This is a genomic window from Caballeronia terrestris, from assembly GCF_001544515.1.
GTDB classification, from domain to species: Bacteria; Pseudomonadota; Gammaproteobacteria; order Burkholderiales; family Burkholderiaceae; genus Caballeronia; species Caballeronia terrestris.
Genome location: NZ_FCOL02000001.1, coordinates 1 through 22,548, shown reverse-complemented (window position 1 = coordinate 22,548; position 22,548 = coordinate 1). Strand labels below are relative to the sequence as shown.

General features: G+C 64.9%; 20 protein-coding genes. 14 read left to right on the top strand and 6 right to left on the bottom strand.

From position 1 onward, the window contains the following. Positions 1 to 109 precede the first annotated feature (109 nt). Positions 110 to 409, bottom strand: coding sequence for a hypothetical protein (locus tag AWB67_RS00105; RefSeq protein WP_087654201.1), 300 nt, complete (start codon positions 407 to 409; stop codon positions 110 to 112). A gap of 163 nt (positions 410 to 572) precedes the next feature. Between AWB67_RS00105 and AWB67_RS00100 the strand changes: the two genes are divergently transcribed. Further along, complete coding sequence (locus AWB67_RS00100; RefSeq protein ID WP_087654200.1) at positions 573 to 1,421, top strand: IclR family transcriptional regulator; 849 nt, start codon at positions 573 to 575, stop codon at positions 1,419 to 1,421. A gap of 3 nt (positions 1,422 to 1,424) precedes the next feature. On the opposite strand, the gene AWB67_RS00095 is transcribed toward AWB67_RS00100, so the two are convergent. After that, a complete protein-coding gene (locus AWB67_RS00095; protein WP_087654199.1) occupies positions 1,425 to 2,039 on the bottom strand; it encodes a helix-turn-helix domain-containing protein in 615 nt (204 codons plus the stop codon). 200 nt (positions 2,040 to 2,239) lie between these two features. Here AWB67_RS00095 and amaB point away from each other — a divergent pair, with 200 nt between their 5' ends. The 7 genes from amaB (at position 2,240) to AWB67_RS00060 (ending at position 8,444) form a co-directional block, all read left to right on the top strand. Beyond that, complete coding sequence (gene amaB / locus AWB67_RS00090) at positions 2,240 to 3,739, top strand: L-piperidine-6-carboxylate dehydrogenase (protein ID WP_087654198.1); 1,500 nt, start codon at positions 2,240 to 2,242, stop codon at positions 3,737 to 3,739. Positions 3,740 to 3,772: 33 nt separating this feature from the next. Beyond that, on the top strand, positions 3,773 to 4,945 hold the full coding sequence (locus tag AWB67_RS00085) for an NAD(P)/FAD-dependent oxidoreductase (protein WP_087654197.1): 1,173 nt from the start codon (positions 3,773 to 3,775) through the stop codon (positions 4,943 to 4,945). Between the two features lie 252 nt (positions 4,946 to 5,197). Continuing rightward, positions 5,198 to 5,392 (top strand): hypothetical protein, encoded by a 195-nt coding sequence (locus tag AWB67_RS00080; RefSeq protein WP_087654196.1) that lies wholly within the window; start codon positions 5,198 to 5,200, stop codon positions 5,390 to 5,392. Positions 5,393 to 5,632: 240 nt separating this feature from the next. Next, positions 5,633 to 6,055: a ribbon-helix-helix domain-containing protein gene (locus tag AWB67_RS00075; protein ID WP_087654195.1), complete on the top strand. Its 423-nt coding sequence runs from the start codon at positions 5,633 to 5,635 to the stop codon at positions 6,053 to 6,055. Between the two features lie 42 nt (positions 6,056 to 6,097). Further along, positions 6,098 to 7,180 (top strand): extracellular catalytic domain type 1 short-chain-length polyhydroxyalkanoate depolymerase, encoded by a 1,083-nt coding sequence (locus AWB67_RS00070; protein ID WP_087654194.1) that lies wholly within the window; start codon positions 6,098 to 6,100, stop codon positions 7,178 to 7,180. A gap of 288 nt (positions 7,181 to 7,468) precedes the next feature. After that, positions 7,469 to 7,933 (top strand): hypothetical protein, encoded by a 465-nt coding sequence (locus AWB67_RS00065; RefSeq protein WP_125477523.1) that lies wholly within the window; start codon positions 7,469 to 7,471, stop codon positions 7,931 to 7,933. 208 nt (positions 7,934 to 8,141) lie between these two features. Next, positions 8,142 to 8,444, top strand: coding sequence for a DUF4148 domain-containing protein (locus AWB67_RS00060; RefSeq protein WP_087654192.1), 303 nt, complete (start codon positions 8,142 to 8,144; stop codon positions 8,442 to 8,444). A gap of 48 nt (positions 8,445 to 8,492) precedes the next feature. On the opposite strand, the gene AWB67_RS00055 is transcribed toward AWB67_RS00060, so the two are convergent. After that, a complete protein-coding gene (locus tag AWB67_RS00055) occupies positions 8,493 to 9,209 on the bottom strand; it encodes a GDSL-type esterase/lipase family protein (RefSeq protein ID WP_200822140.1) in 717 nt (238 codons plus the stop codon). 182 nt (positions 9,210 to 9,391) lie between these two features. On the opposite strand from AWB67_RS00055, the gene AWB67_RS00050 reads away from it, so the two are divergent. From AWB67_RS00050 to AWB67_RS00030, 5 genes are all read left to right on the top strand, one after another. After that, positions 9,392 to 9,781, top strand: coding sequence for a PaaI family thioesterase (locus tag AWB67_RS00050; RefSeq protein WP_087654190.1), 390 nt, complete (start codon positions 9,392 to 9,394; stop codon positions 9,779 to 9,781). Between the two features lie 114 nt (positions 9,782 to 9,895). After that, a complete protein-coding gene (locus AWB67_RS00045; protein ID WP_087654189.1) occupies positions 9,896 to 10,816 on the top strand; it encodes a LysR family transcriptional regulator in 921 nt (306 codons plus the stop codon). Positions 10,817 to 10,933: 117 nt separating this feature from the next. Then, a complete protein-coding gene (locus AWB67_RS00040) occupies positions 10,934 to 12,127 on the top strand; it encodes a CaiB/BaiF CoA transferase family protein (protein WP_087654188.1) in 1,194 nt (397 codons plus the stop codon). Then, entirely contained in the window at positions 12,124 to 13,065 is a 942-nt protein-coding gene (locus tag AWB67_RS00035) for a hydroxymethylglutaryl-CoA lyase (protein ID WP_087654187.1), read from the top strand. Before AWB67_RS00040 ends, AWB67_RS00035 begins: the two co-directional genes overlap by 4 nt. A 68-nt stretch (positions 13,066 to 13,133) precedes the next feature. Beyond that, complete coding sequence (locus tag AWB67_RS00030; RefSeq protein WP_087654186.1) at positions 13,134 to 14,465, top strand: MFS transporter; 1,332 nt, start codon at positions 13,134 to 13,136, stop codon at positions 14,463 to 14,465. Positions 14,466 to 14,495: 30 nt separating this feature from the next. Here AWB67_RS00030 and AWB67_RS00025 read toward each other — a convergent pair whose 3' ends face one another. Then, the gene (locus AWB67_RS00025; RefSeq protein WP_087654185.1) at positions 14,496 to 16,877 is read right to left on the bottom strand and encodes a phosphoketolase family protein; all 2,382 of its coding nucleotides are present in this window, start codon (positions 16,875 to 16,877) and stop codon (positions 14,496 to 14,498) included. Positions 16,878 to 17,105: 228 nt separating this feature from the next. Between AWB67_RS00025 and AWB67_RS00020 the strand changes: the two genes are divergently transcribed. Next, positions 17,106 to 21,455: a DEAD/DEAH box helicase gene (locus tag AWB67_RS00020; RefSeq protein ID WP_087654184.1), complete on the top strand. Its 4,350-nt coding sequence runs from the start codon at positions 17,106 to 17,108 to the stop codon at positions 21,453 to 21,455. 348 nt (positions 21,456 to 21,803) lie between these two features. On the opposite strand, the gene AWB67_RS00010 is transcribed toward AWB67_RS00020, so the two are convergent. Beyond that, a complete protein-coding gene (locus AWB67_RS00010; RefSeq protein ID WP_087654183.1) occupies positions 21,804 to 22,022 on the bottom strand; it encodes a hypothetical protein in 219 nt (72 codons plus the stop codon). A 185-nt stretch (positions 22,023 to 22,207) separates the two neighbouring features. Continuing rightward, positions 22,208 to 22,477, bottom strand: a complete 270-nt coding sequence (locus AWB67_RS00005; RefSeq protein WP_087654182.1) for a hypothetical protein — start codon at positions 22,475 to 22,477, stop codon at positions 22,208 to 22,210. Positions 22,478 to 22,548 lie beyond the last annotated feature (71 nt).

Sequence of the window (22,548 nt, the reverse complement as noted above, 5' to 3'; positions counted from 1 at the left end):
GGGATTCCACGTATACAACCTGTGGAGCGAAGTGATGCTGGCGGGAATTTAGTTAATCGTTTTCCAAATTGTTCGCGTCGAGGGAAATAATGCGATGACGCGTTCTGGATCAGGCGAAGAGGGAAACGACGACCGCGAGCCACATGGCGGTGACGCCCGCGAGAAATGCGTGGCGCGCGAGGCGCAGCATGCGCTGGTCGTCGGCGTGCTCGATCGGGGCGGTGGCGAGCCACGGCACGGCGCCGAGGCAGATGAATCCCGCGAGCGCGAGCACGGCGACAAGGACGTCGCCGGCGTGCCATCGGGCGGACTCGTGGACGCCCCAATACCCGAGAAACACGATGCCGATGGAAAACACCGTCGATGAAGCTGAACTCAGAGCCGGCACCGAACCTGTCGGAAGTTGCATGGCGACCTCGTCGTTGGGGCGCGAACGCGTGTGGTTTGAATCATAAGAGACGTTGGCGGCGCTCGCGCACCAAATAAACAGCGTTCCCTTCCCACTAAGCTATTGAGTTCCGCGCTGGAATCGTGTTCTCATCGAGAATCGAAACATTCTGCGGAACAACACAATGGCAGGGAATCTGGAACGCGCGCTGGGCATCATCGAGTTGCTGGCGAAAAACGGCGGAAGCATGCAACTCGCGCAAATCGCCGACACACTCAATATTCCTCGCAGCGGTACGCATCGGCTGCTGTCGATGCTGATCGACGAAGGCTACGTGCGCCAGGACGAAGAGCACGGCGAGTATCTGCTCGCGCTCAAGCTGGTGTCGCTCGCGCTCATTTACCTCTCGACCGGCGGCGTCCTCGACGTCTCGCAGCCGGTGCTCGACCGGCTCGCGGCGGCGTCGGGGGAACTGGCGCGGCTCGGCGTCGTGGAGGGCAATCACATTACGTTCGTGGGCAAGGCGCAGGGCGCGAAGTCGGGCCTGCGCTACGACCCCGACATGGGCAGCCAGCCGCCGCTGCATTGCACGGCGAGCGGGCAGGCGTGGCTCGCGTCGATGTCGGATGAGGAAGCGCTCGAACTCGTCTCGAAGCAGGGCGGCCTGGGCAAGGCGGGACAAAGCGGACCGAAGGCGCCCAAGACGATCCAGCAATTCCTGCAGGACATCGAGGGCGCGCGCCGACGCGGCTACGGCATCGCGATCGAGACCTATGAGCCCGGCATGACGTCGATGGCGGCGCCGATTCACCATCCGGTGACGGGTGTCGTGGTGGGCGTGGTGAGTCTCGCCGGGCCGACGAGCCGATTGCCCGAGTCGCGCCTCGCGGAACTCGCGCCGGCGCTGCTCGAAGCGGCGTCGGACATGGCCGCAGCGACGCTGAGCTCGCCCTATTTCAAGGCGAAGCCGGCGGCCGCGGCGCCCGTGGCAAGCTTGCCGGCTGCGAAGAAACAGCGCCAGAAGGTGAGCTGAATTTCAGCCGGGCGGTGACGGCACGTCGCCGCCCGTCGCCATCCAGAGAACTTCCGCGTCCTCCTCACTCGTCGATACCGCCGCATGCCCCGTGCGGCTGTCGAAATAGAGGCTGTCGCCCGCGTTCAGGTGCGTCGGCGTATAGAGCTCCGAATACAGGCACACGCTGCCGCTGATCACATACAAGAATTCCTCGCCTTCGTGACGGCCCCAGTCGTCGAAGGCGTCGAGCGTGTGCGCCGAAATGCGGATGCGAAACGGCAGCATCGCCTTGTGTGCGAGATCGGTGGCGAGCAGTTCCATCTGATAGCCGCGATACGCGTGGCGCTGGCCCTGGTCACGGCGCGTGAGCGAGCGCCGGCCGCTCGCGCCGGGCGCGGGCGTCGAACCGAACAGCGCGCCGAGGTCGATTTCGAGCGCGCGCACGATCTTTTGCAGCACGTCGAACGTGGGCGACATCAAGCCGTTTTCTATTTTCGAGAGCGCCGAACGCGAGACGCCGCACAGGCGGCTCGCGGTTTCGAGCGTCATGTCTTTCGCGAGCCGGGCGGCCTTGACGCGGCGTCCGAGGTCGGAGGTTTCCGCTTCGGCTGGGAGAATAGTGGTCTTCGTGGCCATGGGCGCGGGCGTTGTTCTAGATTCCTTGTTTCCGATAGTAACATCGACGGCCAGGCGAACGCGTGCAGCGCGGGAATGTCCTATAACGAAGGATGGTCGTGGTTTTCACCTAGGCCGACAGTTTGAATTTGGCCGCTCGATGCGCTCGTGTATAGTCGCCTCAATGTTAAAGTTTCGTATCGGAAATAAAAGGAGTCACTGTGGACGCTAATTCGATTCTCGCCGAACTCGGCATCGCGAAGCTCGCCGACGGCGGCGACATGGACGTGACCTCGCCGATCACTGGCGCCGTCATCGGCCGGGTGAAGACGCACGGTGAACAGGACGTCGATGCCGCGCTCGCCCGCGCGCGCACGGCGTACGCACAGTGGCGTGACGTACCCGCGCCGCGGCGCGGTGAACTCGTGCGGCTCCTCGGCAACCGCCTGCGCGAGAAAAAAGAGGCGCTCGGCCGCCTCGTATCGCTCGAAGCCGGGAAGATCCTGCAGGAAGGGCTCGGCGAAGTGCAGGAAATGATCGATATCTGCGATTTCGCCGTCGGTTTGTCGCGCCAGCTTTACGGCCTGACGATAGCCTCGGAGCGCCCCGGCCACCGGATGGCGGAATCGTGGCATCCGGTCGGCGTCTGCACGGTGATTTCCGCGTTCAACTTTCCGGTTGCCGTATGGTCGTGGAACGCGGCGCTCGCGCTCGTGTGCGGCAATGCGGTCGTGTGGAAGCCGTCGGAGAAGACGCCGCTCACGGCGCTCGCCGTCGACCGCATCATGCAGGACGCGCTCGCCGAATTCGGCTCGGCGCCGGCGGGGCTCACGTCGGTGATCATCGGCGGGCGGGAGGTGGGCGCGCAGCTCGTCGCCGATCCGCGCTCGGACATCGTCAGCGCGACGGGCAGCACGGCGATGGGCCGTGCGGTCGGCGTGGAGGTCGCGCGGCGCTTCGGGCGCTCGATCCTGGAACTCGGCGGCAATAACGCGGGCATCGTCTCGAAAAGCGCCGATCCGGAACTCGCGCTGCGCGGCATCCTGTTCTCTGCGGTCGGCACGGCGGGACAGCGCTGCACGTCGCTGCGGCGGCTGTTCGTGCATGAGAGCGTCTACGACGATACCGTCGCGCGCCTCAAAACGTTCTATGCAAAGGTGCCGATCGGCAATCCGCTCGAAAAGGGCGTGCTGATGGGGCCGCTGATCGACGCGCAGGCGTTTTCGCGCATGCAGCAAGCGCTGCAGCAGGCGAAGGACGAAGGAGGCACGGTGACCGGCGGCGAGCGCGTCGAGGTGAAGGGCGGCGAGCAGGGCTTCTACGTGCGCCCGGCGCTCGTGGAAATGCCGGCGCAGACGCCGGTCGTGCTCACGGAAACCTTCGCGCCGATCCTTTACGTGCTGCGCTACAGCGACTTCGACCAAGCCATCGCGGCGAACAACGCGGCGTCGCACGGGTTGTCGTCGTGTGCATTCACCAACGATCTGCGCGAGGCGGAGCGTTTCCTGTCGGCGGCGGGCAGCGATTGCGGCATCGCGAACGTGAACATCGGGCCGAGCGGCGCGGAAATCGGCGGCGCGTTCGGCGGCGAGAAGGAAACCGGCGGCGGGCGCGAATCGGGCTCGGACGCGTGGAAAGGCTACATGCGCCGCGCGACGAACACGGTCAATTATTCGTCGGAACTGCCGCTCGCGCAGGGCATCGACTTTTCGATCGGCTGAGTCGGCCGACACTGCGCGCGAGGAGACTGGAACGTGGCTTCGAAGGTGGTGATCGTCGGCGGCGGGGTGATTGGCAGTTCGGTGGCTTACTTTCTTCGCGCGTCCGATCCGAGCGTGCAGGTCACGGTGATCGAGCGCGATCCGACTTACGCGCGCTCGTCGTCGGCGCTGTCGGCGGCGTCGATCCGGCAGCAGTTTTCCACGCCGCTTTCCGTGCAGATGTCGCTCTACGGGATCGAATTCCTGCGCTCGATCGGCGAGCGGCTGGAAGTGGACGGCACACAGCCGTCGATCGATCTGCACGAAGGCGGTTATCTCTTTCTCGCGACGCCGGCGGGCGTCGCGACCTTGCGCGAGAACCACGCGCTGCAGACGAAACTCGGCGCCGATATCAGCCTGCTCGATCAGCCGTCGTTGCAGCAGCGTTTCGCGTGGCTGAATACCAGCGATCTATCGGCGGGCGCATTCGGCGAGACCGGCGAGGGCTGGTTCGACGGCTACGGTCTCGTACAGGCTTTGCGCAAGAAGGCGCAGTCGCTTGGGGCACGGTATGTGGCGGCGGAAGTCGTCGGAATGACGCTCGACGGGCCTTGCGTGACGGAAGTGCTCACGTCGAACGGCGAAAAACACGCGTGCGACATGCTGGTGAACGCCGCTGGCGCGTGGTCGCGCAATATCGCGCGGATGCTCGGCATCGATATTCCGGTGTACGCGCGGCGGCGGAGCATCTTCAATGTATCGTCGCCCGCGCGGCTTGCGGCGTGCCCGCTCGTCATCGATCCGTGCGGCGTCTACTTTCGGCCGGAAGGGCGCACGTATATCTGCGGGACGTCGCCGTCGCCGGACAACGATCCCGACGACCTCCCGCTCGACGAGGTCGATCACGCGCTCTTCGACGACATCATCTGGCCCGCGCTCGCGCATCGCGTGCCGGCATTCGAAGCGCTGCGCGTCGAGAACTGCTGGTCGGGCTATTACGAATACAACGTGCTCGATCAGAACGCGATCATCGGCGCGCATCCCGACGTCGATAACTGCATCTTCGCGAACGGCTTCAGCGGACACGGCCTGCAACAAGGACCGGCGACCGGACGCGGCGTGAGCGAACTGATCCTGCACGGCCGCTATACGACGCTCGATCTCTCGACGCTCGGCTGGCAGCGCGTGCTGGAGAACCGGCCTATCGTCGAAAAGAACGTCGTTTGATGCACCGCGACTTAAGCAATCCCTTTGGCGGTAAGCGTTTGCCCGGCATCGTCCGGGCATTTTTTTCGTTCTAAAAAGGCATCCGCGGTGTCTGTTTTGGGCAACACTCGACGCACAGGAAGCGGCAGATGACCGAAATGCAAGCGTTATGAAATCGTCCATCGATGAAATCCACTAGAGCGTTCGTGCTTTTCTGCGCGCACTCTAAAGGTGAAAGCCAACAGCTTCCATAACTTCCACGAGGAGTAAAAAATGGATATCCACACGCGTGCGCACATCGCAACGTGGCTGCACGACGCCGACACCGCCGGCGACGAACAACCGATTTCCCATCATTCGAGTCAGGTTTGCGCCGAGCCGGAATATGTCGCCGAAGTTTGCGGACGTTTCGCGGGCGAAAACGCCGAGGAAGGACAAACGACCTGCGTCGTGCGCGGCTACAACTGATTAACTGATCGACCCATCTCCCGCTTTTCAGCGGATCGCTCGCAGTGTGCATTCGGCAGCCATGACGGCCTGCCGGGCACCGCGCAGCGTCCTCTTCAGGCCGTTCGGCCGCTCTCTCCGCTTCCGATTTCCGCTTTGAAAGCGCGCGTTTTCACGCGTACGCGCCCCATATTCCCCGGTTGACTCACGTCAAAAACCAGCCTATAACCATCCCATTGGATGTTAATTTGATGGTTTGAGATGACGAAAGCCCTGCTAGAAGCGCCGCGCCCGAAAGGCGGCGAGAGCGAAAAAATCACGATCAACCTGGGTCCTGTCGATTTAGGACAGATCGACTTGCTCGTGGAAGAGGGCTTTTACTCGAACCGGACCGACCTGATCCGCACGGCGATCCGCAATCAGCTTGCGATCCACGCGCAAGTGGTCAACGAGACGGTGGTTCGCCGCGAACTCGTACTCGGTCTGCAGCATTTTTCGAAGCGCGATCTCGAAGCGGCACTCGCGGCGAACGAGCGCCTGAACATTCAGGTGCTCGGACTCGCCAGCATCGCCGCAGATGTCTCCGCTGAACTCGCATCGGCGACGATCGAATCGATCGTCGTGCTCGGAGCGTTTCACGCTTCGCCCGCGGTCAAGGCTGCGCTGGCCGGTCGAATCGGCTAAGGCCAGCCGCCTGGCCGCCTAAACATACAACGGGGAACAACAATGAATATGAACGAAGGCTTTATGAAGTCGATGCACAAGGTCATGGCACTCTTGCGCAACGGCAACCCCACCGAAGCAACGGACGCGATCCAGCGTGCGTTGCGCGGCGAGGAAATCGACGATGTCGTGAACGAAGCGGCTGCCGAGGTGCATGCGGCGCCCATGCCCGCACCCGCTGCGAAGGCATTCAAGCGCGCGCCGGCTCCGGCTCAAACCGAAGTAGAAGATCGCGGACACTTCACCACGCATTCCTACGCGAACGCCGCGGGCATGCGCGACTATCGGCTGTATGTGCCGGCGGGGTATCGGAACGAACCGCTGCCGCTCGTCGTGATGCTGCATGGCTGCACGCAGGACGCCAACGATTTCGCTGCGGGCACGCAGATGAACGCGCTCGCCGAGCGGCACAACTGCATCGTCGTGTATCCGATTCAGCCGCAGCACGCGAATCCGTCGAAATGCTGGAACTGGTTCAAGCCGGACGACCAGGAATCGGGCAAGGGCGAACCGTCGTTGATCGCGGGTATCACGCGCGACGTGATGGCGGGCCATCGCGTGGACCCGGATCGCGTGTATATCGCGGGGTTGTCGGCGGGTGGAGCGATGGCGGCGATCATGATCCGCGCCTACCCCGAGCTGTACGCGGCGGCCGGCGTGCATTCCGGCCTCGCGGATCGCACCGCGCACGACTTGCCGTCGGCCCTCGCGGCGATGCGCGGCGGCAAGGGACGCGGCGCGAAGGCGCGTCGCGCCGCGATGCCGGATACGCCGAAGCGTCCGCTGATCGTCTTTCACGGCGATGCGGATCAGACGGTGAATCCGTCGAACGCGATGGACGTCGTGCGCGGTTTCAACGCCGATACGACGCCGGGCCACGCGCCTGAGTCGCAAGCCGGACGCCGCTCGTGCACGGTCAAGCGGTTGAAGTCGGAACGCGGCGTCGATGCCGAACTGTGGACGATCCACGGCGCCTCGCACGCATGGGCGGGCGGTAGCGCACGCGGCACCTACACCGACCCCGCCGGCCCCGACGCCAGCGCCGAAATGATGCGCTTCTTCCTCGCTCATCCGCGCACGCACTGACCGCGTCTCTCGTCCAGTCTCTGTCCACCAAACGCGTGTCGCTTAAGTGCGACACGCGTTTTCTCTTATTGCGACGCGCGCGCCATACACGCGCGCGTTCGCCAAGGATCACGAAGCGATACATCGCTCGCGAACCGAGCTTTGCCGGATGGAGTTCGCTTTTTTGGTCACCTACGCTGGGTTCAATACGGGGGGAACGCAAATGACAAACATGACAACAATTGGCTTCGATCAACGCAACGCATGCACGTGGGCCGCCGCCGTGCCCGCCCGCGGCAAGGCCCGACGATGAACCCCCTCACTCCCGACGACGATCGGCCCATCGGCCACGTCGGTACGTTCGCGCGCAAGCGTGCGTTGTTCGATTTGCCGCTCGATGCGCGGCGGCTCGGGCGTTGCGTCGCGGTATCGGCGTGTTTTGTCGTCGCGTGGTCGCTGATCGAAGTGCCGTGGGAAATCGATCTCACCGGCAGCGCCGCCGGCGCCGCGATGACGAGCGGCGAGGAAATCGCCGCCGTGCTCGTATCGAAGACGCTGCTCTTCGTCACCGTCGGACTCGCGCTGACGGGACGGCGTGCCGCGAAATACGTGCTGCTCTTCATCTGCCTGATGAGCGTGCTCGCGATGGCCCCGGAGATTCCCGTCGAATACGGACATTCGCCGTGGCTCGCGATGCTCTCGGGCGTCGAATGTATCGGCAAGCTCGCGACGTTCGCGTTCCTCGCGCTCGATCTGCGACTGAAACGCGACTGACATTCGCGGGTGGCGTTTGAGGCGGCTACGCAGCGTCGAAACCCAAAGCGCGTTATCTTCACGTACCGGACGCGCCGATTCCGTTCAAGAACGATGCGCGAGGGCCAAAACACGCCGAACCCACGGAGCGCATGACATGCGAACAGCGCTAGGTATCCGTCGGTATCGGCGAATCGAAAACAACGCGGTCTTCCTTGGAGAGTTCGTCATGTCCCACATTCGCGTCGTTACAGCAGCTTTCGCATTATCGATTGGCGTCGGTCTGGCATGGGCGCCCGTCGCGATGGCGCAAACCGCGGCGCCCGATGTCGCCGCGTCCACGTCGAAGGAAGCGCGCAAGGCGCAGCGCAAGGCCGCGCGGGCGAAGAAGAACGCCGAGCTGAAGGAACTCGAAAAGCAGGGCTATCAGCCGGGCGGCGATCAGCAAAATTATCCGCAGAATATCCAGGACGCGCAGCGCAAGGTCGATGCGCAGAAGGCGGCGAAGGGCGCGGCGGCATCGGCGCCTTGAGTTTTTATCGTGGCTGAAGTGCAAGAGACCCGCTGCGTGCGGGTCTTTTTATTGCGCCATCGATCGCACCTTTTCAGCGAGCGCGCGGCCAAGCTTCTGTTGCGTCGCGCCGCTGAGATGCACGCCGTCGACGCCGTCGGTCTTGATGACGGTGCCCGCATCGAAAAATTCGACGTGCTGCTCCTCCGCGATCTTGGCGTAAGCGCTCGCGAGTTCCCTCGATTTGTCGTCGGCGGTGGACCACGGATTTTCCGCGAGCGGCGGCGGAGCGACGACCAGCACCTTCGGGCTTTCGCCTAGCGTGCTGATGCCGCCGTGCATGTCCCGCACCATCCGCACGAGCTTGCCCATGCCTTCGGCGATGCGAGCGGGCGTGCGGTCGTATTGCGGATTGACGTCGTTGCTGCCGAGCATGATCACGACGACGTCGAACGGCTGGCCGCGCGCGAGAATGCCGGGGAGCGCTTCGCTGCCATCGAGCGACGGCTGTTGCGTGGGGCCGTTGGGAATATCAATCGTGCGGCCGTTCAGGCCTTCCTCGGTCACGACGTAGCCTTTGCCGAGCGCCGTCTGCATCGCGATGGGCCAGCGCTCGGCGGTGGGGAGGCGCTTGAGCTTGCCTTGCTTCGTTGGCTGCGCGCCCCACGTGAGCGAGTCGCCGAACGCGAGCACGCGTTTCAGTTCGTCGGCGTGCGCGGTGGCCGTGACGCCAACGCTCGCGACGAGCAGGATCATTGCAAGCGCGTGGCGCAGTAGCCTCGACATGTTGTTCTCCGTTTTCGCGCGCCATGAGGCGGTGTGTCGACTGTAAGCGCGGTGAAGGCACCGGCCGCTGCGAAGTCCGCCGTCAGTATGACCGACGGCCGGTTTCGCCGCCAGTCGATGGGCGCTCTGGCGGGTATTGGGAAACTGATGGAGCATGGCGGTTTTGAACATCGGAGAAGGACATGGCGCAACTCGATCTCGACAACCCGTTCCTCGAATCACTCGGCGCGACGCTCACTGGCTGGCGCGCGGGCTACGCCGAGTTCACGATGCCGGTGCTCGCCGCGCATCTGAACCGGCAGCGCACGCTGCAAGGCGGCGCGATCGCGACGCTGCTCGATGCGGCTTGCGGATATGCGGGGCTGCATACCGAAGGCGACACGCCGTTGCATGCGTTCACGCTGTCGCTGACGGTGAATTACCTCGATCGCGGATTGGGGGAGAAGGTCGTCGCGAAGGGGTTTCTCGAACGGCAGGGACGATCGATCTACTTTTGCCGTGGGGAGGCGTGGATCGATGACAGGCTGCTCATCGCGAGCGCGCAGGGGACGTTCAAGTATGCGCGGGGGTAGGGCCTGCGGTGTGTGTCGGCGCGTTTCTTCAGGTTTTATCGCGTGTATACGTAACGTGAACACGACGCAAATCGTATACACGGCCGCTCGCCGCATTCAAGTCACAATATCCCCATGCCCGCCAAAAACCTCCTCCGCCGCCTCGACCTCACGACACTGCAACTCTTCCTCGCGATTTTCGAGGAAGGCACCCTGACACGCGCAGCGGAGCGCGAGGCGATCGCGGTCTCCGCAGCGAGCAAGCGGCTGCTCGAACTGGAACAGGCCGTCGGCGCTGTCCTCTTCGAGCGCAAGGCGCGCGGCATGGACCTCACGCCCGCCGGCGAGACGCTGCTGCACCACGCGCGCCGCGTGTTGCGTGACATCGAGAACATCGGCATCGAACTGGCCGAGCACGCGACCGGCGTGCGCGGCTACGTGCGGATGATGGCAAACCTCTCCGCAATCGTCGAGTTCCTGCCGGAAGACCTGCGCGCGTTCCTCTCGGTCCACGATCAGATCAAGATCGACCTGGAGGAGCGGCCGAGCGGCGGCATCATCGAGGCGGTGGCGGACAGTCTCGCGGACCTCGGCATCTGTTCCGGCGATGCCGACACGCGCGGCCTCCAGGCGACCCACTATCGCCACGACCGCCTCGTGATCGTGATGCGCAGCGACCACGCGCTCGCGAACCGCGAACGCATTCGCTTCGCGGAAACGCTCGATAGTGACCACGTCGGCCTGCACTCGGCAAGCTCGATCAACATGCGCACGCATCTCGCCGCGCGGCAGGCGGGCCGTGCGCTCCGGCTACGCATCCACGTGCCCGGCTTCGATGCCGTCTGCCGCATGGTGCAGGCCGGCATGGGCGTGGGCGTCCTGCCGTTCGACGTATTTCGGGCGCTCGGCCGCCCGCTCGGCCTCACCGCCGTGACGCTCGACGAAGACTGGGCCGAACGCAGTCTCATCATCGTCGTACGCGACGAAAGCGCGCTCTCGCCCGTCAGCCGCCTGCTGTTCGACCACCTGCGCACCGTCGAGGCGAATGCCGCCTGACAAGAGCGTTCGCGATCTGCGAACGGTCCTTGCCGAAATGCGGTTGGACACCGCCGCGCGCCGCTCTTAGTCTGCTCCCATGGCAAACCAATTCGGTACATAAAGGAGACAGGCACCATGAGCGGACCCCTTCAGGGCATCAAGGTCATCGAGATCGGAACGCTGATCGCCGCGCCATTTGCCGCGCGCATGCTCGCGGAATTCGGTGCGGAAGTCATCAAGATCGAGGCGCCCAATACGGGCGATCCCCTTCGCAAATGGCGAAAGCTGCATGAAGGGACGTCGCTCTGGTGGTATCTCCAGTCGCGCAACAAGAAATCGGTGTGCGTGAACCTGAAGTCGCCCGATGGCATCGATGTCGTGAAGAAACTCGCAGCGGATGCCGACATCGTCATCGAAAACCTGCGGCCGGGTGCGCTGGAAAAGCTCGGCATCGGCTGGGACGTGCTGCACGCGATCAACCCGAAGCTCACGATGGTACGCATCTCCGGCTACGGCCAGTCGGGTCCGTATCGCGACCGGCCGGGCTTCGGCGCGATCGGCGAGGCGATGGGCGGCATCCGCTATACGACGGGCGACGAAGAAGGCCTGCCGGCGCGCGTCGGCGTGAGTCTCGGCGATTCGCTCGCGTCGCTGCACGGCGTGATCGGCGCGCTGATGTCGGTGCTGCGCGTGAAGACCGGGCAGGGCGAAGGGCAAGTGGTCGATGTCTCGCTCGTCGAGAGCGTCTTCAACCTGATGGAAAGCCTCGTGCCCGAATACGACCTGCTCGGCCATGTGCGCGAAAGGAGCGGCGGCGCGCTGCCGGGCATCGCGCCGTCGAACACGTATCGCACGGAGGACGGCGGCTTCGTCGTGATCGCGGGCAACAGCGATCCGATCTATAAGCGGCTGATGCATGTGATCGGCCGCCCCGATCTCGCCGACGATCCCGCGCTCGCCCGCAACGACGGCCGCGCGCTGCAAAGCGCGATGCTCGACGAGGCGATCACCGCGTGGACCACGCATCATTCGATCGACGACGTGCTCGCCATTCTCGAACGCGAGGAAGTGCCTTCGGGGCGCATCTATTCAGTGGCGGACATCGTTGCCGATCCGCACTACCAGGCGCGCCAGATGCTCTTGAACGCGAGTCTGCCGGGCGGGGCGTCGGTGAAGATGCCGGGCATCGTGCCGAAGCTCTCCGATACACCGGGCGAAGTCCACTGGCAAGGCCCGACGCTCGGCGAACACACGAGCGACGTGCTGGCTTCGCTCGGCTTCGATGCAACCGACGTCGAGCGCCTGCGCGCCGAAGGAGCGGTGCAATGAGCCGTGACTATTCGCATCGACTGATCGTTCAGGAAGTGGCGCCGCGCGACGGCTTGCAGATCGAGCCGACGTGGGTCGAGACCGACGACAAGGTCGCGCTGATCGACAACCTCTCCGCGTGCGGCTTCACGCGCATCGAAGCGGGTTCGTTCGTGTCGCCCAAGGCGATCCCCGCATTGCGCGACGGCGACGAAGTCTTCAACCGCATCGGCCGCCGTCCGGGCGTAATCTACGTCGCGCTGATCCCGAACGCGAAGGGCGCCGAGCGCGCGCTCGCCGCTCACGCCGACGAACTCAACCTCGTGATGTCCGCGAGTCAGACGCACAACCGCGCGAACATGCGCATGAGTTGCGAGGCATCGCTCGCGGGCTTCGGCGATATCGTGCGCCTCGTGAAGGGCGCCACGGTGAGCCTCAACGCGACCGTCGCGACGGCGTTCGGCTGCCCGTTCGAAGGACGCATCGACGAGGCGCGCGTGCTCGATATCGTCGATACGTATCGCGAGATGGGCATGCAGGGCATCACGCTCGCCGACACGACCGGCATGGCGAATCCGCGACAGGTCGCGCGGCTCGTCGCGCGCGTGCTCGAACGTGTGAGTGCCGACGCGCTCACGCTGCACTTTCACAACACGCGCGGCCTGGGTCTCGCGAACGTGCTCGCCGCCTACGATGCCGGCGCGCGACGCTTCGATGCGGCGCTTGGCGGTCTCGGTGGATGTCCGTTCGCGCCCGGTGCATCGGGCAACATCTGCACCGAAGACCTCGTGAACCTGTGCGACGAGATGAGCATTCCGACCGGCATCGATTTGCCGAAGCTGATCGAACTCTCGCGCGCGTTGCCCGCGCTCGTCGGGCACGACGTGCCCGGCCAGCTCGCCAAGGCGGGACGCAATTGCGACCTGCATGCGGCACCGGATTACGTCCGCACCATCTGACATTTTTCAAACCTCATCAACACACATTCGACCGGACGGCTCAAGGCCAGTCCGGCGTGGAGACGATCATGAGCGATCTGGGCGCAGTATCGGCGGCAAGTCATCCGTCAGCCAAGGAGAACACGGCCGACATCATCCGCAAGGTGGCGTGGCGGCTGATGCCGCTCATCATGCTTTGCTATCTGTTTGCGTTCTTCGACCGCATCAACATCAGCTTCGCGAAGTTCCAGCTGCAAAGCGATCTCGGTTTCAGCGATACCGCCTATGGACTCGGCGCGAGTCTCTTCGTGATCGGCTACGTGCTCTTCGAGGTTCCAAGCAACCTGATGCTCTACAAGGTCGGCGCGCGCAAGTGGATCGCGCGCATCATGATTTCGTGGGGACTCGCCACGACGATGATGGTCTTCGTCAATAACGAATGGCAGTTCTACGGGCTGCGTTTCATCATCGGCGCGATGGAGGCGGGCTTCGCACCCGGCGTGCTGTATTACCTCACGCTGTGGTTCCCGGCGAGCTATCGCGGGCGCATCACGTCGCTCCTGTTTCTCGCGTCGGCGTTCTCGGGGCTGGTTGGCGCGCCGCTGTCGGGTCTCGTGCTCGGGCACATGAACGGTGTGCTCGGCATGCCGGGATGGCACTGGCTCTTTCTCCTCGGCGGCTTGCCTTGCGTGGCGCTCGGGATTCTCGTGCTGAAGGTGCTCAAGGATCGCATCGAGGATGCGGGCTGGCTCAGTGCTTCGGAGAAGACGTTTTTGAAGAGCCAGATTGCTTCGCAAAGCAAGCCGGCGCCCGGCGGGCATTCGCTCTTCGGCGCGATCAAGACGCCTGGCTTTCTGACGCTCGGATTGATCTACTTCCTGATTCAGGTTGCGTCGTATGGGCTCAACTTCTGGGCGCCGCATTTGATCCGCGCCGCAGGCACGAACAATCCGACGATCATCGGTCTTCTTACCGCCGTGCCGTACGTGTGCGGGGCGATTTGCATGGTCGTGGTCGGCCGCATGTCGGATAACTCCGGTGAACGCCGCAAGTTCGTGTGCGGTCTGTTGCTGATGGCGGCGGTTGGATTCTTCGCAGCCGGCCTGTTCGACAAGCAGACGACACTGCTCATCGTCGCGCTGGGTGTGATGGGCGCGGGTGTCGTTGCAGCGATCCCGGCGTTCTGGGCGTTGCCGCCGAAGCTCCTGACGGGCGCGGGCGCTGCGGGCGGTATCGCGTTGATCAACACGCTCGGGCAGCTCGGCGGCATCGTGAGTCCGGTGATGGTGGGACGCATCCGCGACCTCACGGGCAGCACGACACCCGCGCTCTATGCGATCGGTTGCATGAGCGTGGTGTGCGCGCTGATCCTGATGTTCGGCTTGCCGGAATCGCTCAGGCAGAAAGAGCGCGCGGAGTAATCGAAGACCCCCCGCGCGAGATGCGGGGCGTCACGCCTTCCACGTCCAATCCCGAATCTCATCGCGATCGATGCCTTCCGCATGCGCATAGCCCACGCTCTCGATCACCTGATCGTGCAGCCAGTTCTTCGCGTGCGCGCCGGTATCCCGCAGACGCGGCACGCGATCGATCACGTCGATGGCGAGCGTATAGCGGTCCACGCCGTTGATGATCGCGAGTTCGAACGGCGTGTTGATGTTGCCCCGCTCGCGATAGCCGTGAACGTGGATGTTCTCGTGATTCGTGCGGTTGTACGTGAGCTTGTGAACGAGCGTCGGATACGAGTGGAAGTTGAAGATGACCGGTTTGTCGCGCGTGAAGAGCGAATCGAAATCGCGCTCTGAAAGACCGTGCGGATGGTCGGTATCGGGCATCAGACGGAAGATATCGACCACGTTCACGAAGCGGATCTTCAGATCAGGGAACTGCTGCTTCAGCATCTCGACGGCGGCGAGCGATTCCATCGTCGCGATGTCGCCGGCGCAGGCCATCACGACATCCGGCTCGTGGCCTTCATCGGTCGATGCCCAGTCCCAGATGCCGATGCCCTTCGTGCAATGCACGATCGCGTCCTGCATGTTGAGGTATTGCAGATGCGGCTGCTTGTCCGCGACGATCACGTTCACGTAGTCCTGCGAGCGCAGGCAGTGATCGGCCACGCTCAACAAGCAGTTCGCATCGGGCGGCAAGTAAATACGCACCACCTCGGGACTCTTGTTCGTCACGACATCGAGAAAGCCCGGGTCCTGATGCGTGAAGCCGTTGTGATCCTGCCGCCACACGAGCGACGTGATCAGCAGGTTGATCGATGGAATCGGCGCGCGCCAGTCGAGTTCCTTCTTCGCTTTTTCGAGCCACTTCGCATGCTGGTTGAACATCGAATCGATCACATGCACGAACGCTTCGTAGGTCGCGAAGAGGCCATGTCGGCCGGTTAAAACGTAGCCTTCGAACCAGCCCTCCAGCGTGTGCTCGGAGAGCATCTCCATCACGCGGCCGTCGGGCGCGAGCGCGCCGCCGTCACTGTCTTCGGGCTTCGTCTCCGCGATCCAGCGTTTGCCCGACGCCTCGTACACACCGTCGAGCTTGTTGCTCGCGGTCTCGTCGGGGCCGAAGAGCTTGAAGTTCGTCATGTTGTTGCGGATCACGTCGCGCAGGAACGTCGCGAGCACCGCGGTCGGCGATTGATACGTCGTGGCCGGGCCTTTCACGTCGAACGCGTAGTCGCGGATGTCCGGCAGATGCAGCGCGCGACGCAGACGCCCGCCGTTCGCGTGCGGATTTGCGCTGATGCGGCGCTCGCCTTTGGGCGCGATCTCGCGAAGTTCGCCGATCAACCGGCCATCGGCATCGAAAAGTTCTTCGGGCTTGTAGCTGCGCATCCAGCTTTCGAGCATCTGCAGGCTCTTGCGATTGGTCGCCGGATCGAGCACCGGCACCTGATGCGAGCGCCAGAAGTCCTCGACCTTGTGGCCGTCGACTTCCTTCGGCCCCGTCCAGCCTTTCGGCGAGCGCAGCACGATCATCGGCCAGCGCGGACGCGTCGTGTCGTTGTTCGCGCGCGCATGCTGCTGGATCGCTCGTATCTCGCCGATGCATCGTTCCAGCGTCGCAGCCATCTTCTGATGCATCTCTTGCGGATCGTGCCCTTCGACGAAATACGGCTTGTATCCGTAGCCGACGAAGAGCGCTTCCAGTTCCTCATGCGGGATGCGAGCGAGGATCGTCGGATTGGCGATCTTGTAGCCGTTCAGATGCAGGATCGGCAGCACGGCGCCGTCCTGTACCGGGTTCAGGAACTTGTTCGAATGCCAGGACGTGGCGAGCGGTCCGGTTTCCGCTTCGCCGTCGCCGACCATCGTCGTGACGATCAGGTCCGGGTTGTCGAACGCGGCGCCGAACGCATGCGAGAGGCTGTAGCCCAACTCGCCGCCTTCGTGAATCGAGCCGGGCGTTTCGGGCGTGCAGTGCGAGCCGATCCCGCCCGGCGATGAAAAGAGCCGGAAGAGCCTGAGCATGCCCGCTTCGTCGTCGCTGCGGTCGGGATAGACCTCGGAGTAATAGCCTTCGAGATACGAATTCGAAAGCGTCGCGGGCGCGCCGTGACCGGGGCCGGAGACGAACATGACGTTTAGATCGTCACGGATGATCAGGCGGTTCAGATGGACCCACGTGAACGATTGTCCGGGGTCCGATCCCCAGTGGCCGAGCAGGCGCCGCTTGATGTGCTCAGGCTTGAGTGGCTCGCGCAGTAGCGGATTCGCGCGCAGATAGATCATGCCGACCGAAAGGTAGTTGCACGCGCGCCAGTAGGCGTCGAGCTTGCGGAAATCGTCGGCGGAAAGCGGGCCTTGCGATGCGTCTTCGTTCAATTGCCTCTCCTGTGGGTTGAGGATCGCCGCTTGCGCATGCCTTCGGAAACGGAAGGCGCCTGGGCTTCAATGTGCGGTTGATTATGTGCCCATCGGCCTCACCTCTGCAGATATGGCCGGCGGCCTTGCCGCATCAGCATCGCTCAAACGGCGCGTCGGTTTCATGACAGCGCGCAAGACAGCTGCATGCCGCCGCACGCGAATTCCGTCCGCCTCTTAAAATAAGTCATGACCGACAATCCGCCACTCGCCGAGGCGCTCGCGGGCTTTCATCCCGCCGTCGTCAACTGGTTCGGCCGCACGTTTCCCGGCGCGACCGGCGCGCAGGCGCGCGCCTGGCCGCTGATCCGCGCGCGTCGCTCGACGCTCGTCGCGGCGCCGACCGGCTCCGGCAAGACGCTGACCGCGTTCCTTGCCGCCATCGACGAACTCGTGCGCGAAGGCATCGAGCGCGGCGGCGCGCTGCCCGACGAGACGCACATCCTCTACATTTCGCCTCTGAAGGCGCTCTCGAACGATATCCGCGTGAACCTGCAGGAGCCGCTCGCGAGCATTTCGGGCGAACTCGCGCAGCTCGGCCTGCCGGAACTCGAAATCCGCGCCGCCGTGCGCACTGGCGACACCACGCAAAAGGAGCGCGCCGCCGTGCGCAAGCGCGCGCCGCATATTCTCGTGACGACGCCGGAATCGCTCTACGTGCTGCTGGGTTCCGATTCGGGCCGCGCGATGCTGTCCACGACGCGCACCGTGATCGTCGACGAAATTCACGCGGTGGCCGGCACCAAGCGCGGCGCGCATCTTTCGCTGAGTCTCGAACGGCTCGACGCGCTCTGCGCCGCACCACCGGTGCGCATCGGTTTGTCCGCGACGCAGAAGCCGATCGAACTCGTCGCGCAGTTTCTCGTGGGCGTGGGCAATTCGTGCGAAATCGTCGATGTCGGGCACGTCCGCGCGCGCGATCTCGCGCTCGATCTCCCGCCGATGCCGCTCGAAGCGATCATGTCGAACGACATGTGGGAGCGCGTCTACGACCGCCTCGCCGACCTCGTCGCGCAGCATCGCACGACGCTCGTCTTCGTCAACACGCGGCGCATGGCTGAGCGCGCCGCGCGCCATCTGACCGATCGCCTGGGCAAGAGCGCGGTGGCGGCGCACCACGGCAGTCTCGCGCGCGAGCATCGGCTGGACGCGGAGCAGCGGCTCAAGCGCGGCGAACTGCGCGTGCTGATCGCGACGGCTTCGCTGGAACTCGGCATCGATATCGGCGATGTGGAACTCGTCTGCCAGATCGGCTCGCCGGGATCGATCGGCGGATTCTTGCAGCGCGTCGGGCGCTCGGGGCATCACGTCGGCGGCATGCCGAAAGGGCGGCTTTTTCCGACTTCGCGCGACGATCTGATCGAATGCGCGGCGCTTCTCGACTGCGTGCGGCGCGGCGAACTCGATGCGCTGCACGTCCCGCGCGCGCCGCTCGACGTGCTCGCGCAGCAGATCACGGCGGAGGTGTCGTGCCGCGAATGGAGCGAGGACGCGCTCTACGAACGCTTTCGCCGCGCGTTTCCGTACGCGACGCTCGCGCGCGAGAAGTTCGATGCCGTCGTGCGCACGCTCGCCGAGGGCTTTACGAGCCGCCACGGTCCGCGCGGCGCGTATGTGCATCGCGACGCGGTCAGCCGGACGCTGCGCGGACGGCGCGGCGGCAAGCTCACGGCGGTCACCTCGGGCGGCGCGATTCCCGACAACGCCGACTTTGCCGTGCTGCTGGAGCCGCAGGGCCTGCAGATCGGTACGGTCAACGAGGACTTCGCGGTCGAAAGCCTCGCGGGAGACATCTTTCAGTTGGGCAATACGTCGTACCGGATTCAGCGGATCGAAGGCGGGCGCGTGCGCGTGGAGAACGCGAATGGCCAGCCGCCGAACATCCCGTTCTGGCTCGGCGAGGCGCCGGGCCGCAGCGACGAGCTTTCCTACGCGATCGCCCGGATGCGCGCGCAGATCGACACCTCGCTTGGCGCGCGGCACGACACGCACGCGGCAATCCGCGCGCTCGCGCTCGAAACCGGCATCGACGACGAAGCCGCGCGGCAGATCGTCGACTATCTGGCGCGCGCTCGCGCGGCGCTGACCGTGCTCCCGACGCAGGACACGCTCGTGATGGAGCGCTTCTTCGATGAATCCGGCGGCACGCAGCTCGTGATCCACGCGCCGTTCGGCAGCCGGGTGAATCGCGCGTGGGGCCTCGCGCTGCGCAAGCGGTTTTGCCGCACGTTCAACTTCGAACTGCAGGCGGCGGCGACCGAGGACGCGATCGTTTTGTCCTTGACGAGCGCGCACAGCTTCGAACTCGATGAAGTGTGGCGCTATCTGCGCTCGAACACCGCCGAACACGTTTTGATCCAGGCGCTGCTCGACGCGCCGCTCTTCGGCGTGCGCTGGCGCTGGAATGCGACCAACGCGCTCGCGCTGCCGCGCTACGCGGGCGGGCGCAAGGTCGCGCCGCAGTTGCAGCGCATGAAAAGCGAAGACCTGCTCGCGACGATCTTTCCGGATCAGGTCGCGTGTCTGGAGAACGTCGTGGGCGAGCGCGAGGTGCCGCAGCATCCGCTCGTCGAGCAAACCATCGACGATTGTCTGCATGACGCGATGGACAGCGAGCAATGGCTCGCGGTGCTGCGCCGCATCGAGCGCGGCGAAGTGCGGCTCGTGACCCGCGACCTGCCGGCGCCGTCGCCGCTCGCGGCGGAGATTTTGTCGGCGCGTCCGTACGCTTTTCTCGACGATGCGCCGCTCGAAGAACGCCGTACGCAGGCGGTGCTCGCGCGGCGCTTCCGCGATCCCGAATCCGCGGACGATCTCGGCGCGCTCGACGCCGACGCCATCGACGGCGTGCGCGAGGAGGCGTGGCCCGCCGTGCGCGGACCGGACGAGATGCACGAAGCGCTGGTGAGCCTCGCGTGCGTGAGCGCCGCCGAGGCAGAGGCGAACGACGGCTGGCCCGCGTGGCTCGACGCGCTCGCGCAGTCGGGCCGCGCGACGCGTCTTTCGATCGCGCAAGACGACGCGCTGTGGGTGCCGGTCGAGCGCCTGATGTGCATGCGCGCCGTCTATCCGCAGGCGCCGATGCATCCGCCGCTCACGCCGCCCGCCGGTTTCACCGAAGCATGGACCGAGGACGACGCCTTGGTCGAAATCGTCCGCGCGCGGCTTTCGGGGTTCGGCCCGCTGACGGTGCCGGTGATCGCGCGGGCGCTGGCGCTGCCGGCATCGTCCATGGCGCTCGCGCTGACGCGGCTCGAAGCGGAAGGCTACGTGATGCGCGGCCGCTTCTCACCCGGCGCCACCGGCGACGAATGGTGCGAGCGGCATCTGCTCGCGCGCATCCATCGATACACCGTGCGGCGGCTGCGGCGCGAGATCGAACCGGTCGAGCGGCAGGTTTTCATGCGCTTTCTCTTCGAATGGCAGCATCTCGCCGCCGATACGCGCGCAGAAGGTCGCGACGCGCTGATGTCGGTCGTCGAGCAACTCGAAGGTTTCGAGGCGCCCGCAGTCGCTTGGGAGGAGGAAATCCTGCCGGCGCGCGTCGCGGATTATTCAGGCTATTGGCTCGACGAAGCCACGCGCTCGGGGAAGATTGTCTGGAGCCGGCCGGGCGGACGCTCGCGCGCGGCGGGCGGCCCGGTGCGCGGCACGCCGATCGTCCTCTTGCCGCGCCGCAACCTCGCCGCGTGGGGCGCGCTGATGCGGCCGGACGAGGCGCCGGAGATGTCGTCGCGGGCGCAAGTCGTCCACGACGCGCTGAAAACCCACGGCGCGATGTTCTTCGACCAACTGCTCGCCGACGCGCGCCTCTTGCGCACCGAGCTGGAAACGGCGCTTGGCGAACTGGTCGCGCTCGGGCTTGTCAACGCGGACAGCTTCGCGGGCCTGCGCGCGCTGCTCGCGCCGGCGGCGAGGCGCAACGCGTTCAGCCGGCGGCCGCGAAGGGGCGGCATGTTCATCGGCGGAATGGACGATGCGGGGCGCTGGGCGCTGCTGCGGCGTGTTCAGCCTCAAGGCGCGGAAGCCGCTTCAGACCCCGTCGAACACGCGGCGATGGTGCTGCTGCGCCGCTACGGCGTCGTGTTCTGGCGGCTGCTCGAACGCGAAGCCGGCTGGCTGCCGCCGTGGCGCGATTTGCTGCGGGTATTTCATCGGCTGGAAGCGCGCGGCGAGATTCGTGGCGGACGCTTCGTCGCGGGGCTCGCGGGCGAGCAGTTCGCGCTTCCGGAAGCCGTCCCGCTCCTGCGCGAGATGCGCAAGCGTCCGCTCGACGGGACATTCGTCGCGGTGAGCGCCGTCGATCCGCTGAATCTCGTCGGCACGCTTTTGCCGGGGGAGAAGGTGCCCGCGCCGCCGGGAAATCGCGTGCTGTTCCGCGATGGCGTGCCCGTCGGCGCGGTGGTCGCGGGGAAGACGCGCTATCTGCTGGAACTCGAAAGCGAAGCGCGCGAAGCGGTGCGGGCGAAGCTCGTGAAGCGCAGCGCGCGGTCGATCGGCGGGCTGGCGGGGGTGGCGGAGGCGTCGGTTTCGCGTTGAGTTGCGCCTGCGGCGAAGTGCGAACGGCGATAACGCAGCGAACTCGGCCCGGGCCGCCAAGCCGCAGCCGCAGCCGCAGCCGCAGCCGCAGCCGCAGCCGCAGCCGCCAAGCCGCAGTCGCAGCCGCCAGCCGCCAGCCGCCAGCCGCCAGCCGCCAGCCGCCAGCCGCCAGCCGCCAGCCGCCAGCCGCCAGCCGCGGTCGCGGGTCGACAGCCGCAAGCCGCCAAAGCCATCAACGCGGCCAGAGTCGCCGCTAGCCGCCCAAACCCCCAACACCAAAAGGCGGCTCAAGGCGCATCCTTTCAGATGCTCCTCCCGCCGCCACAGTCCTGCGTGACTAACTGACGATTACTTCGAAACCAGTTTCTTTCGAAACGGCCCGGGACGCTCGGTCTGGATTGTCGGCACGGAGACACCCGGGTAATTGAACAGCCGGTTTCCGCTCGCGTGCGGGCGGGCGCGAAATCCCGGATGCGCGCCCGTTCTCGAACCGCCGACGATTGCGGTCATTGCTTCCCTGTCGAGGACCAGACTGTCCGCAAGATCCTTGATGACGATGACGGCCATGACTTTTTCCTGAAGGTACGGAGTCGAAACGCGTGACGGCGCGTCACGCGGCGAAGCGGACGGACGTCGACACTTTACGCACCCAGTATAGGCAATCCGTCCGCGATTGTGACCGGCGCGACCCCACGTCCGGTCACAATGCGAGGGAGCGATGGACGCGCGCGGCGTCCATCGCTCAGGCGCTCTTAAAGCCGGATGGCGGCGCTCGCATCGGCGAACTGCTGCGGGCTGACATCGAATCGCGGCGCGACGAATCCCGGTCCGATGATGCTGTTGTTCAGCGCGCTGACCTGAACATTCTGGAATTGCTGGATGTTCTGGTTGACGTTGACGTTGACATTCGCGAACGGGCCGAAGCCGCCTTGCGCGAGCGATGCGCCGCCGTGAACCGACGACATCGCGTGACGGTCGAGTTCCTTGCTGTGGGCGAGGTCCTGGATCATGATTGACGACATGGTGGTGCTCCTTGCGTTTATGGTGTGGATGGTTTTAGTCAGCTCAGAACACGTTGATCGTGTTGGAGTTG